General features: G+C 42.1%; 15 protein-coding genes and 1 tRNA gene. All 16 read right to left on the bottom strand.

Annotated features, from left to right (window positions below):
- Positions 1 to 2 precede the first annotated feature (2 nt).
- The 16 genes from WC676_04780 to fabZ all read right to left on the bottom strand — a co-directional run bounded on the left by WC676_04780 (position 3) and on the right by fabZ (position 13,108).
- Positions 3 to 1,619 (bottom strand): penicillin-binding transpeptidase domain-containing protein, encoded by a 1,617-nt coding sequence (locus tag WC676_04780; GenBank protein ID MFA5059922.1) that lies wholly within the window; start codon positions 1,617 to 1,619, stop codon positions 3 to 5.
- A gap of 108 nt (positions 1,620 to 1,727) precedes the next feature.
- Complete coding sequence (locus WC676_04775; GenBank protein ID MFA5059921.1) at positions 1,728 to 2,111, bottom strand: hypothetical protein; 384 nt, start codon at positions 2,109 to 2,111, stop codon at positions 1,728 to 1,730.
- Complete coding sequence (gene rsmH / locus WC676_04770; protein MFA5059920.1) at positions 2,108 to 2,995, bottom strand: 16S rRNA (cytosine(1402)-N(4))-methyltransferase RsmH; 888 nt, start codon at positions 2,993 to 2,995, stop codon at positions 2,108 to 2,110. Before rsmH ends, WC676_04775 begins: the two co-directional genes overlap by 4 nt.
- Before the next feature lie 8 nt (positions 2,996 to 3,003).
- The gene (gene mraZ, locus WC676_04765) at positions 3,004 to 3,441 is read right to left on the bottom strand and encodes a division/cell wall cluster transcriptional repressor MraZ (protein ID MFA5059919.1); all 438 of its coding nucleotides are present in this window, start codon (positions 3,439 to 3,441) and stop codon (positions 3,004 to 3,006) included.
- A gap of 247 nt (positions 3,442 to 3,688) precedes the next feature.
- Positions 3,689 to 4,636, bottom strand: coding sequence for a bifunctional riboflavin kinase/FAD synthetase (locus tag WC676_04760; protein MFA5059918.1), 948 nt, complete (start codon positions 4,634 to 4,636; stop codon positions 3,689 to 3,691).
- On the bottom strand, positions 4,605 to 5,267 hold the full coding sequence (gene truB, locus WC676_04755; protein MFA5059917.1) for a tRNA pseudouridine(55) synthase TruB: 663 nt from the start codon (positions 5,265 to 5,267) through the stop codon (positions 4,605 to 4,607). The genes WC676_04760 and truB overlap by 32 nt, the downstream gene beginning before the upstream one ends.
- A complete protein-coding gene (locus WC676_04750; protein MFA5059916.1) occupies positions 5,267 to 6,226 on the bottom strand; it encodes a bifunctional oligoribonuclease/PAP phosphatase NrnA in 960 nt (319 codons plus the stop codon). The genes truB and WC676_04750 overlap by 1 nt, the downstream gene beginning before the upstream one ends.
- Complete coding sequence (gene rbfA / locus WC676_04745; GenBank protein MFA5059915.1) at positions 6,216 to 6,557, bottom strand: 30S ribosome-binding factor RbfA; 342 nt, start codon at positions 6,555 to 6,557, stop codon at positions 6,216 to 6,218. Before rbfA ends, WC676_04750 begins: the two co-directional genes overlap by 11 nt.
- 2 nt (positions 6,558 to 6,559) lie before the next feature.
- The gene (locus tag WC676_04740) at positions 6,560 to 7,840 is read right to left on the bottom strand and encodes a CCA tRNA nucleotidyltransferase (GenBank protein ID MFA5059914.1); all 1,281 of its coding nucleotides are present in this window, start codon (positions 7,838 to 7,840) and stop codon (positions 6,560 to 6,562) included.
- 6 nt (positions 7,841 to 7,846) lie between these two features.
- Entirely contained in the window at positions 7,847 to 8,734 is an 888-nt protein-coding gene (xerD, locus tag WC676_04735; GenBank protein MFA5059913.1) for a site-specific tyrosine recombinase XerD, read from the bottom strand.
- Positions 8,735 to 8,749: 15 nt separating this feature from the next.
- A complete protein-coding gene (locus tag WC676_04730) occupies positions 8,750 to 9,283 on the bottom strand; it encodes a hypothetical protein (GenBank protein MFA5059912.1) in 534 nt (177 codons plus the stop codon).
- The gene (gene ligA, locus WC676_04725; GenBank protein ID MFA5059911.1) at positions 9,280 to 11,292 is read right to left on the bottom strand and encodes an NAD-dependent DNA ligase LigA; all 2,013 of its coding nucleotides are present in this window, start codon (positions 11,290 to 11,292) and stop codon (positions 9,280 to 9,282) included. Before ligA ends, WC676_04730 begins: the two co-directional genes overlap by 4 nt.
- A gap of 3 nt (positions 11,293 to 11,295) precedes the next feature.
- Positions 11,296 to 12,021, bottom strand: coding sequence for a metallophosphoesterase family protein (locus tag WC676_04720; GenBank protein MFA5059910.1), 726 nt, complete (start codon positions 12,019 to 12,021; stop codon positions 11,296 to 11,298).
- A gap of 45 nt (positions 12,022 to 12,066) precedes the next feature.
- Positions 12,067 to 12,333, bottom strand: a complete 267-nt coding sequence (locus WC676_04715; protein ID MFA5059909.1) for an acylphosphatase — start codon at positions 12,331 to 12,333, stop codon at positions 12,067 to 12,069.
- A gap of 68 nt (positions 12,334 to 12,401) precedes the next feature.
- A tRNA-Pro gene (locus WC676_04710) sits at positions 12,402 to 12,476 on the bottom strand.
- 191 nt (positions 12,477 to 12,667) lie between these two features.
- Positions 12,668 to 13,108 carry a 3-hydroxyacyl-ACP dehydratase FabZ gene (gene fabZ / locus WC676_04705; protein ID MFA5059908.1) on the bottom strand — a complete coding sequence of 147 codons (441 nt, stop codon included), beginning with the start codon at positions 13,106 to 13,108 and terminating at the stop codon, positions 12,668 to 12,670.
- Positions 13,109 to 13,113: the final 5 nt, after the last annotated feature.

Raw genomic sequence — 13,113 nt, 5'->3', positions numbered from 1 at the left:
ATTTAATGATTTTCTTGAACAATGACAGAGGATTTTGTCGCCCTAAGATATCGCAACGTATCTTGCGCGACTTCTTGAAAGACCGGCGCTGACACTGTCCCCCCATAATGACTGGGATGAGGCTCGTCAAAAACAACCACAACGGCAATTTTCGGATCTTCTACCGGAGCAAAGCCAATGAACGTAGCATAAAATTCACTATGCGAATAAGTTCCTCCGGTAACTTTCTGGGCAGTTCCGGTTTTTCCGCCCACCGAAACTCCTTTGATCTTGGCTAATTTTCCCGTACCGTTCTCAACAACGCCTTTTAAGATATTTTTAACCCGCAATGCTGTTTCTTTACTGATCACTTGTCCGACTGCGGTCGGCTTAAATTCCTTAATAAGCTCCCCTTTTTGATCTTTGATATATTTTATCACAAACGGCTGCATGAAAACTCCATCATTTGCGATTGCTGAAATTGCACATACAAGTTGAATTGCGGTCACCGTAACCTCTTGCCCGATAGGAATAGCTCCGATCGATGTTTTTGACCAAACGGCAGGAGGCTTAAGAACACCTTTAACTTCGCCGGGTAAATCAATTCCCGTAAGGATCCCGAAACGAAAAAGCCGCGCATATCGATAGATAGCCGCGGCTCCCAACTGTTGCGCGATCTTGGTTACGCCGATGTTGCTGGATTGCTCAAAGACCTGACTAAAATTCAAATTACCATGTTTTTGATGGTCATGAAGGATATGGTTCCCGACTCTATAGGCGCCATTTTCACAAAAGAACATATTCTTTTCAGAAAATTTCTTTTCCTCAAGCGCGGCAGAAGCTGTGACGATCTTAAAAACCGATCCCGGCTCATACATATCCGTAACGCAACGATTACGGTGGCTATCTTGGCTGGATTTTGTGGGATGCCCCAAATGATACGTAGGCCTGTTCGCTAAGGCCAAGATCTCTCCGGTTTTCGGGTCCATAACAATGATCATGGCGCCTTTGGCATTATGCTTTTTGAAAGCCTTATCCAGAGAGCGCTCTGCGATATACTGTATCGTCTCATCAATGGTCAGTACTAAATCTTTTCCGTCTTCGGGAGGAAAAAAACTTTTTTCTAAAAGAAGCGCTCTCTGCTTTGCGTCGCGCATGATCTGCGTCCAGCCAAAATCACCTTTAAGATATCTATCGCATGTCAGCTCTAAGCCTTCTAATCCATCATTATCAATTCCGGAAAAACCGATCATGTGAGCGGCCAATTCCCCGCCGGGATAATAACGCTTGCTTTCCTTGACAAAATCGAGCCCGTCCAGTTTAAGCATTTTTATTTCTTCCATTTGTTGCGGCGATAATTTTCGCGCAAGCCAAACGAAATATTTTTCCTTGCTCAGGGCTTGCGTAAGAAATTTTGAATTTAAATTTAAGATTTCCGGAAGACGCCGGATAACTTCTGCTTTTTTCGCTGGGCTCATCGCGCGCGGATTAGCATAGAGAGAATATGCCGTAACGTTAATGGCCAGCGGCCTCAGATTTCGATCATAAATTGTGCCCCGTTTGGGCTCTAGCTTGATCAAGGTATTGTGTTGTTTCTCGGCAAGGCCGGATAGGTAAGAAAATTTGAAGACCTGGATCATGACAAGTTTTGCGGAAAACAAGACAAGAAATAAAATGAGGGAAAGAAAGATGAAGCTAAATCGAAAAGAATACCTGCGGGTATGCACCGATATAATTTAACCTTAGATTTATTTAATGGATTCGGCCTGAGCCTGAGACTTTAGCGTAAAAAGGCCGGCTAAAAAATTCATTTTATTTTCCGATCTAGTTGAGGCGATTTTTTTGCCTTGATTCGCCAGCACGACCGGCGCTCTTAATTCAACCACATGATCATTATCTAAAAAGCGCATACCGGAATTATCCGCGAGTAGCTTTACGCCCAAATGACTCGATGATTTTAACGTGGAGATACTTGATAAGGCATTGCTTCGATGATCTAATAATTTCTGGATCTCAATTTCTTTATTCTTTCCTTGATAAGCCAGATCAAAGATATCAACCTGAAGCCGGATGTAAACCAGCGACAGGATCGTAACGGAACACATCAATAAAAGAAACTTCGAAAATCTCATTTTGTCCTTTCTATAACCCTAAGCCGCGCGCTTCGCGCGCGAGAATTAACCGCATTTTCTTCATCGCTTGGGCGCAGCGGAGTTTTTGTAATGATCCGGCCTAATCCTTTTTGCGAAAACTCTTTAAATTTCTCTTTTGCGATCCTGTCTTCTAACGAGTGAAATGAAATAACACATGTCCGCCCGCCGACTTTAAGATAATTTATGCTTTTATCTAAGGCTACTTCTAAGGCTTCCAATTCGCGGTTCACCGCAATGCGAAAAGCTTGAAAAGTCCTAGTCGCCGGATGGATCTTTTGCTTTCCGGCACCGCGTGGGATCGCCCTTAAAACGACACGGCTTAAATCTCCGGTAGAAGCAATAGGATTTTTTGATCTTTCCCTCACCAGAAAACTTGCAATGCGATGATGCCAGCGCTCTTCCCCAAAATTTTTTAAGATCGATGCAATCTCTTTTTCCGAAAGAGAGTTCACCAAATCATACGCTGAAATATAGCTATTTTTATCCATGCGCATATCCAAAGGCCCATCAGATCTCAAGCTAAAACCCCTCTGAGGATTATCTATTTGATAACTGGAAATACCCACATCCAACAAGATCGCATCAACCTCGCGAATCCCTAACTTATTTAAAACAACATCAAAATCACGAAAATCCGTTTGTTCAAAATGACATTGTCCGGCAAAATCTTTAAGCCTGTCTTGCGCGACAGAAAGCGATTCACCGTCGCGATCGGTGCCGATGTAACGTCCATGAGGGCCGATCCTTTTCAGTATTTCCAGCGCATGCCCTGCCGTACCAAGCGTGCAATCTAATACAAAACTACCTGCTTTGAGGTTCAAATTTTCCAGAACCTCTTTTGTCATGACAGGAATATGAGTCATTTTTTATTTCAGACATCAATGATCTTTTCAGCAATTTCCTCGAACGAACCACGAGAATTACTGTAAAATTCTTTCCAAGTTTGAGCATCCCAAACTTCGATGCGATTTGATATACCAATAATAATGGTATCAATTTTTATCCCGGCAAAATCTTTCAAATAAGGAGGGACGATAAACCGCCCTTGCCTATCCGGAATAATTTCTGCCGCTCCGGAGAAAAACATACGATTAAAACTTCTCGCCTCTTGTTTCGTAAATGACATATTACGAAACTTCTGCTCTTGGGAACGCCACTCATCATCACTGAACATAAAGATACATTTATCTAACCCGCGCGTTAAAAAGAACTTCTCAATGCCGTGCTCTTTCGCGACATCTCTAAAGCGCGCCGGCAAGATCAAGCGTCCTTTGCGGTCAATGGTATGAATATATTCGCCGTAAAACACTTTTCATCTCCGTTGATTTAAACCACTTTGCTCCACTTTGCTCCACCAATTTCATAATATAGTGGGGTCCACGGGCTTTGTCAACATCAAAATACTAATTCTTCTGGTTAAGATAAGAAATAGCTCTGACAAAAACCGAAGGGATTTTGGCTATATCTCAGCCGCAGGAATTAACTTTATCGATATATTGTTATCTAGGAGAGAAACGGTAGGCAAAAATGTATAACCGATACAAAAGCGGGAGATATTATGCGGAATACGCGCGATGAGCCCGAAACATTTCTTTCGCCAATTCAACATCTTTTTGGATCTGTTGAGCTAGCGACTCCCTTGTCGAAAATCTTCTTTCGGGACGAACCTTAGACAGAAATCGAACTTCAATTTCCTTTCCATAAATATTTTTTTTAAAATTAAAAATATAAACTTCAACATTAAGTGCTTTATTTCTCTCCCTAAAAGAAGGGCGGATCCCGATATTAGCAACACCATTATGAATTCTTTTATTGAGAACAACCTGGGCAAGGTAAACTCCTCGCGGCGGAAGAATTTCTCCGGAAGGATGAATATTTGCCGTCGGAAACCCTAACGTTTTCCCGACCTTTTTTCCCACGCTAACCTTCCCAAAGATTGAAACCGGGCGCCCTAAAAACTCCCGCGCTGTTTGGAGCTGTCCTTTTAAAATAAGTTTTCTTATTCGCGTGCTACTGATCGTCCTGCGATGATTCCTGGCAAAAGAAACAACATTTGTTTCAAAACCATATTGGTTGCCTATCTGTTTTAAGAAATTTGGCGTTCCCTGTCGGTTCTTCCCGAAATGGAAGTTCTTTCCGACAAAAACTTTTTCAGGAGCAACTTTCCCAAAAAGATACTTCTCGATAAAATCTTGCGGTTTTAAATTTGAAAATTTCCGCGTAAACGGCACAACCAAACAAACCTGAACTCCTAAGTCTCTTATGAGGGCTATTCGCCTCTCAAGAGAAACTAGCAGAGGAACAGGATTCTTAGGATTCAAAATATTTGCCGGATGGGGAAAAAATGTCATCACCATGCTTGTCCCATTTAAGCTTTTCGCTTTTTCAATAACTTTTCGGATAAGTTTCTGATGTCCAAGGTGAACACCATCAAAAATACCTATGGCGATAACAGGGCGAGGAAACTTCTTTTTAATACGACCAATGTCGTAAATGACTTTCATTGACTTCCTCAAGATTAACCGCTTCTTCAATTTTAAACGGACCGATTTTTGTCCGGCGAATTTGCGTGATGCAAGCCCCGCATCCGATGATATCTCCGACATCTTCGGCGAGCTTGCGGACATAAGTTCCCTTTGAACATTCCAGGCAGAATTTTACATCCGGCAAAGCGAAATCAACAAGAGACAAAGAATAAATCTTGATCCGGCGCGGCTCTCTTTTAACTTCAATACCGCGTCGGGCCAATTTATAAAGCGGTTTCCCACCAACTTTGATCGCAGAAACCATGGGAGGAATCTGTTCGATATCTCCGACAAAACGGGTAAAAATCTCTTCCACCTGATTTGATGTCACTGCGCCATACGGCCTCTGGCTTATCACACGGCCTTCAATATCAGCGGTACTCGTTCGCAAGCCTAAACGTAATGTTGCCTCATAGGCTTTATCAAAAGAAGAGAACTTCTCAAATAACTGTGTGCTCTTCCCCAAAAAAATGATCAAAACTCCCGTTGCAAGAGGATCTAATGTTCCGGCATGGCCAACTCGCTTCATCTGGAATTTTCTACGAAGAAAACTGACGACATCATGAGAAGTAATTCCAGCGGGCTTATCAATAACCAAAAATCCGTCCATCAGCAGACCACTTTTGACAAATATCTCAAGACTTCCTTTTTTGCCTTCTTTAAGCTCATCGCAAGGTATCCGCCGCTAGCTTTCGCGTGTCCTCCCCCATTGTACTTGGAAGCCACTCGGGACACATCAACTTTGCCCTGGGAACGAAAATTAACACGAGTAAAATCACCTTTGTTTTCCGTGAATATCACAACAACCTCAATGCCCTGTATGGCACGTAAAAATGTAAAGATCTTATCTCTCAGGTCAAATTCTCCGGAAAATCCTTTAAGTATTTGCTTCGTCAATTCAATACAAACAACCTTTCCCTGATGATGAATTTCAAAGCGGTCTAATATTTTTGCAAGGATCACAAGATCTTTAAGATTGACGGCTTCGTAGATCTTTCGATAAATTTGGTTTGCCGAAAACTTAAACGTCAACAATTCACTGACGACTTGATGAGTATATGGTGATGTATTGTCATAGCGAAATGACCCCGTATCCGTCATGATCCCGGAGTACAAAAGAATGGCGATATCTTTCGTAAGTTTATAACGAACACTTTTAAGAAAAGTAAAGACCATCTCGGCAGCCGAAGAAGCTTGCGAGTCGACAAAATTCAAACAACCAAATTTCTCATTGGTAATGTGATGGTCAATATTGATGATCATTTTCTCTCGATCAATCAAGCCTTCGACAGAACCGATCCTAGAGAAATCAGCACAATCCAGAAAAATAGCGACATCATAGCGCAAAGGCTTACCATTATATTTCTTGACCCAGTTAATCTTCGGTAAAAACCGATACACCTTAAGCGGGGCATCAGCATTGATAACGTGAACGATCTTCCCTAAAGACCTTAAGTAGATCGCCAAGGCTAATTCAGACGTCAGAGCATCAACATCAGGATTAGCGTGCGTTGTTAAAACAAAAGTTTTATTAGCCTTGATGGCTTTTATAATGGGATTAAGATTCATGTTTTATTTTCTCAATAATTTCTTCGATATGCGCGCCGTAAGAAACAGATTCATCAAAAATAAAATCAATGTCCGGCGTATAACGCATCCGCACGCGCTGGCCGACGAGTTTTCGAATAAAACCTTTGGCGCTGTCAAGCCCTTGCTGTGCCGAATCAATTTTAGAATTATCCCCAAAAACGCTAAAATAGATCTTAGCATGCTGCAGGTCACGGCTCACCTCTGCCTGCATGATCGTCACAAACTTCAGGCGAGGATCCTTGACTTCCTTTTGCACAATATCGCTGACTTCCCTTTTAACAGATTCATTGATTCGATCGATCCGACTCATCGCTATCCCCTAACGTTAGATTGGTTTAACTTCTTTATAAAAAGTATTTCATCCTGTTTTGATTTAAGAGTACCATCTATTCTCGCAGCAAGAAGCTTTTTAAGAGCTGCTCCGACGGGCTGTCCGGGCGCAGTTCCTAAAGACTTAAGATCATCACCGCGAAGATGAAGGCTTGCAAAGCTGTCTTTACTTAGAAAGCGGTGAATGCGCTGCCGGATAACCTTCTTCCCGGATTTTGCTTTAATGAAAATGGTCGTCTCAATGCTTAAAGGCTTTAGAATTTCATAGACAGCACTTGGTTTCAACTTCGTTTTTGAAAGCTGTTCAATGACCCTGTCCGCATAACACGCCGAATATATTCGCGCTTGGTCTACCGAAGATAGGTTAAACGGCGCTAATATTTTCTTAAGCGTTTTTGCGGGCACCACATCCACGATCGACATAAAATAAATGATCCAGGGATCAATGGATCGTTTCCCAGAAAATTCTCTCGCAAAATAAGCAACCTCTTTTTCGACCGCGGACAAAAGCAAAAACTGCGATGCGCGTATTTTAAAACTATTTCCAAGAAATTGGAAGCCATTTAACTGATTTAATCGACGAAGAGGTTTTACGGGATGAAATTCTTTAAGCATTTTCTTAAATTCTTCAAAATAACGCTGCGGTTTAACATTCTGCACAACTTTCTGTTCAGCGGAATTTCTCAATAGTTTTTCTGTTTGTTTCTCAAGTTGAAAATCAAGCCTTTGTTCGAACCGGATTGCCCGCAAGATACGAGTGGGATCATCTTGAAAGCTTTTTTCATGCAACACTCTTATTTTCTTCTTTGCGATATCTCTAAGCCCATTAAAATAATCCACTACTTTGCCGAATTGACCAGGATTGATGGCCATGGCGATCGCATTAATAGAAAAATCTCGACGAAAAAGGTCATCATAAATAACACTCGGCTCAACATCCGGAAGAGCTCCGCTATGCCAATACGTTTCTTTTCTGGCCGTGGCAAAATCAATGTTTTTTCCGCTGGGTAAAACGATCGTTGCTGTCCCAAATTTTCCGTATACAGTTATGTCGGCATTTTTTTTGCGGGCAAAAGCCTTCGCGAAACTGATACCATCACCTTCAACAACAATATCTAGATCAAGATTTTCTCTTTCCAAAATGAGATCGCGCACAAATCCACCGACAAGATAGGCCACAACGCCACGGCTTTTCGCCTCAAAGCCTATCTCTTTGATCAGCGTTAAAATCTTTTTCGGTAATTTTTGTAATAAATGCTTCATAGCTGTCTACGGCCTAGGATGAAATTGTTGATGGATTGTGCGCAAGCGTTCTTTATCAACATGCGTATAGATTTGTGTCGTTGAAATATCGGAATGCCCCAGCATTTCTTGGACTGATCGAAGGTCGGCACCGTGCTCTAAAAGATGCGTCGCGAATGAATGACGGATCGTATGCGGCTTAATGACCTTTTTGATCCTCGCCAGTTTCGCGTAAGACTTAATGATCTTCCAAATGCTCTGCCGGCTGATCTTTTTTCCCAGGCGGCTCAAGAATAAAGAATTGGTAATATTTTTCTTAACCAATTTTGCACGTACCTCTTCTGCATATTTCTTAACTGCAGTTTGAGCCCGCCGTCCAATGGGAACGATCCGTTCCTTACGCCCCTTACCAACGCAACGGACATAACCGACTTGAACATTAACGCTATCAATCTTTAAGTCCACAAGTTCCGACACACGCATGCCGCTGGCGTATAATAATTCCAAGATCGCAGTATCTCTAATTTTTTGCCAGCCTTTTCCTTGAGCTTCTTTGATCATGCTCTCAATTTCACTGGACGATAAAACATCAGGAACTTTTTTCCATAATTTCGGCGTTTCCAGAAGATTGGTAGGGTCTTCCTTGGCTAAACGCTCCCGGACCAAAAAACGGTGGAACATCTTGATAGCCGCTAAACTTCGACAAATCGAACTCGTCGATAGATTTTTTTCTTTCTGATCATGCATATAGGCCGTAATATTTTCACGCTTCACCGCATCTGAACTCGAAATATTTTGCTTTAAGAGATGCTGTGTGTATTTTGTCAAGTCTCGACGATAAGCCAGGATCGTATTATTTGACAGGCCTCGCTCGACGGAAAGAAAATTGATAAACTCTTCGATAAATTCTTTCATAAGGATCTTAAAACGTTATTTCTTAATACTATCTTTCACTTTACTTAAAGAATATTCTGTTCTCATTTTCTTTCCGATCGATTCTACCTTGGATCTCCACGAAGAAAGGCTTCCGCGAGGAACAGATAAACGCATATCAGCCTCAACGACGGACAATTCACTGAGCAAAACCTCAACTCCCGCTTTTTTGTCATCCGCTAATAAGGCTTTTAGTTCCGCTAATTGCTTTCTGATCTGCTCCATGGCATAAAATTGGCGCTTACGGCTTGATGTTCCGTCTAGCATCGTCAACAATTCTTTTTGCCAAACCTTCCAGAGAGAAAAATGCTCCTGGTAAACTTGCTCGGGGCTGTATTGTTTGGCCGGATATTCGATCGGCTCCAAGATAGGAGACATTTCCATGCTTTCATCCTTGTCCTTTTTCTTCTGGCGCGTAAATTTCTTGCGAAGCGGTTCACACCCGCCAAGCACGATGGAAATAGATAAAAAAATGCAAAGTACTAAAGACATCCTTAAGGCTAACTGTTTTTTGTTTACAAAAATATTCATTGGATCATCTCCTTAAATTCCTGTTCGTTTAAGATCTTAACGCCTAATTTTACTGCCGTATCAAATTTTGATCCCGGACTTTTCCCCGCAACAACAAAATCCGTATTTTTACTAACGCTCGAAACGATTTCACCGCCAAGATTTTTCACCAGCTCACCTGCCTCGCTTCGCGAAAATTCCGACATCTCTCCGGTAAAAACAAATTTCTTTCCTTCCAGCCTATTATCAGCCAGCACATTTTTAGGCTCTAGCATGCTAACCCCAACTTGCCTTAGACGCTCCACAAGTTTTTTTGTTGCTGGCTTTGAGAAAAAATCTCGAAGCGAATAAGACATTACTTCGCCGATCTCATGAATATTCTCAAGGTCTTCTGCTTTAGCATTGATGATATTCTCAAGTGACAAGAATTTTTGAGCCAAAGTATAGGCCGCTTTTTCACCAATATTGGAGATCCCTAAGGCATATAATAAACGTGATAAAGAATTTTTCTTGCTGTTTTGAATGGCCGCTAAAAGATTATCCGCCTTTTTATCTTTAAAAAGCTCAAGGTCAAGCAAATCCTTCTTTTCTAGAAAATAAATATCCGCTAAATTCTTAACGCGCCCTTTTTCCAAAAGCTGTGCAATAACAACTTCTCCCAGCCCCTCAATGTCCATGGCAGTACGCGAGGCAAAATGAACGAGCCGTCGCTCTAACTGCTTAGGGCAATCTATATTGACACACCGATAGGCAACATCTTCTGTTTTTTCCTTAACAATATCTCCGCCGCATTCAGGGCATTTCTTTGGAACCTGGAAAGCCCGAGAAGTTTCTTTCGAATGTTCAACGACTTTAATAACTTTAGGAATAACGTCGCCAGCGCGTTCCAGCAAAATTCGGTCGCCTTTTTTTATTCCCAACCTTTTTATTTCATCAAAATTATGCAGTGTCGCCCGAGAGATCATGACTCCAGCGCACGCAACCGGCTCAAGGCAAGCGACGGGTGTCAAAACTCCCGTTCTTCCCACCTGAATAACAATATCCAGAACTTTTGTCGTCGCTTGATGAGCCGGAAATTTATAGGCAACCGCCCATCGAGGGCTTTTAAGTGTCGCTCCGAGTTTTCTTTGCTGTTCTAAAGAATTGACCTTAATAACAACACCGTCCACTTCGTAAGGAATTGAACTTCGCTTTTCTTGATATTTCTTACAATAATCTAAAACATCTTGGAACGTCCGGCACAACCTGTTTTCCTCGTTGACTCGAAAACCATACCTTTTGGCAGAACTTAGAAAATCCCAGTGTGTTTCCGGAGTTTCTTCACCTCTTAGAATTCCGAACGAATGAACAAAAGAACTGAGCTTGCGCTTTGCCGTCATGGTCGAATCTAAAAGCTTTAAAGATCCACTGGTGGCATTGCGAGGATTAGCGAACAATTCTTCCCCTTGCTTTTTGCGCTCCTGATTAAGGATTTTAAAATCTTCAAGGTTCATATAAATTTCAGTACGCACCTCAAAAACCGACGGAAAATCTTTATCTTTTTCCCCGAATAGCTTTAACGGGATAGAGCGAATCGTTTTAATATTGTGCGTCACATCTTCCCCGGTCAATCCATCGCCACGTGTGGCGCCTAGAGTAAAAATACCGTTTTCATAGGTCAGCGCGGCGCTCACTCCGTCAATCTTAAGCTCCGCGACGTATTCAATATGTTCACCCGGTAGATTTTTTTTAACACGCTCTTCCCACTCACAAAGCTCCTGAGCAGAGTACGTATTATCCAATGAATACATCTTGGCTTTGTGCGCAACGGCCCTAGCGGCCTCATCGATTTTTGCCCCAACTCTTACGGTCGGCGACTGCGCAGATCTTAACTCAGGAAATTGTTTTTCTAGCTCTATGAGACAGCGCAAAAGCTCATCGTATTCCTTATCTGAGATCGTTGGCTGGCTCAGCACATAATAACGATGATTATGGAGCTCTATTTCTTCGCTTAACCTTATGATCTCTTTTTGAGCGCGTGTTTTATCCATCGTCTAACGGCCAAGATTTAATCGTGAGGCCAAAAAAGGAGAAAGGCCGGATTCTAAAATTCTTTTTTGGGCTTCGGTGATATTGTAATCAACTCTTCTGATGGAAATCGTATTTTCTTGGGTGTCATAAATACAAAAGCTTGACTTTGGATTTCCATCGCGAGGTTGGCCAACACTACCGACATTAATAATATATTTACATTCTTTCTCGACTGAAATATCCGCCGATAATCCCCGAGCGACTTTCCCATCTTTGAGAACAAAAATGTCCGTCACATGAGAATGCCCAACAAAGCATACATTCCTGTCCATATATCTGAACATCGTGGCGGCCTGCCGGATATCCACTAAATAGTGAAAATAGCTTGGCTCATCTAAGGTGCCATGAACCATAATAAAATTTTCGTTTTTATAAATAAGCGGTAGCTTATCCAAAAAGGCCATGTCTTCTCGTAAGGCCTTTGCCCTAGTCCAGAGAATGGCTTCTTGGGCGGTAGGATTAAAGTACGCGATATCGACCTTGTCGACAACAGCCCAATCATGATTACCGGCGACACAAACGGTATTTAGATCACGAACGATCCCGATGCACTCATGCGGATTAGCGCCATAACCGACGACATCGCCCGCACAAAAATACCCGTCGATCTTTTCTTTTTTTAATTCGGCTAAGACGGATTCAACCGCCTGGAGGTTTGCGTGAATATCGGAAAAAATGGCGTAGCGCATTTTTGTGTGGAGGAAATACTATTTTAAAAAACTAAAACAGGCGTGCTATGCGATCCGGAAATCTTTAAAATGGACTTCTGCTTCTCGGTGCGTGACCTTTTTGTCCTGAATATAGCCGGAGAAATATTCATCAATATTTTTTATTAACTCTTCGATGGATTCTTTCTTGCCCTCGACTAAAATTTCAACACTGCCATCGCTTAAGTTCCTAACCCAGCCCACTAAGTCAAGCTCTGAGGCAAAGCGATGGACCGTATAACGGAATCCAACGCCTTGAACTGTTCCTAAATACACAATATGCGATTGAAACATCTTTTTTCTAAACTGCCTATTTTTTCAGTTTAACGATGAACAGCGAGAAAATCCACATTTAGATAAAATCGGGGAGGTGGGATTTGAACCCACGGCCTCAACGTCCCGAACGTTGCGCGCTAGCCAAGCTGCGCTACTCCCCGGGAATTAAATCGCCTTTTATTTTTTAATTTGTAGTTAACAATAAATAACAGAGTGTAGTTTACCATCCGAGCATCGTTTCGTCAATTACCCTGTCTGATTTTGATCGGAAGAATGAAATGAACTGAGCCTTGCGCCAAGCTGCAAGCTTGGCGCAAGGCTCCTATCCTTAATCCCGCGAATCTTTTATGCGCTAAACTTCTTTTACGCTAAAACCGATCTGCGCCTCGGCAACAACTTTATCGTTGACCATCGCCTTAGTCGCCAAAATACCGTTTTTAGCCAAAAATTTAACCGTGGTCACTTCGATGACCAATTGGTCTCCCGGAATAACCGGCGCTGAAAATTTCACTTCCACTTTGCCTAAATAATAGATCAACTTCTTCCCGATCAAATTCTTACTATGATAAAAATAAATACATCCCGCTTGAGCCATAGCCTCCACGATCAAAACACCGGGCATCACTTTTTCTTCCGGAAAATGCCCGACAAAGAATTGTTCATTGACCGACACATTCTTGATCGCCACAAGTTTTTCATTAGGCTTTAGGTCAATAACCTTATCGATCAACAGAAACGGAAACCGGTGCGGAATGATCTTCTTTATTTCCTGGATATCAAGTTGCATGGCCATTCTCC

The organism is Candidatus Omnitrophota bacterium (assembly GCA_041649175.1).
In the GTDB taxonomy this organism is placed as follows: domain Bacteria; phylum Omnitrophota; class Gorgyraeia; order Zapsychrales; family JBAZNR01; genus JBAZNR01.
Note: the sequence above shows the minus strand (reverse complement) of the source record. Positions and strands in the feature narration are given on the sequence as shown.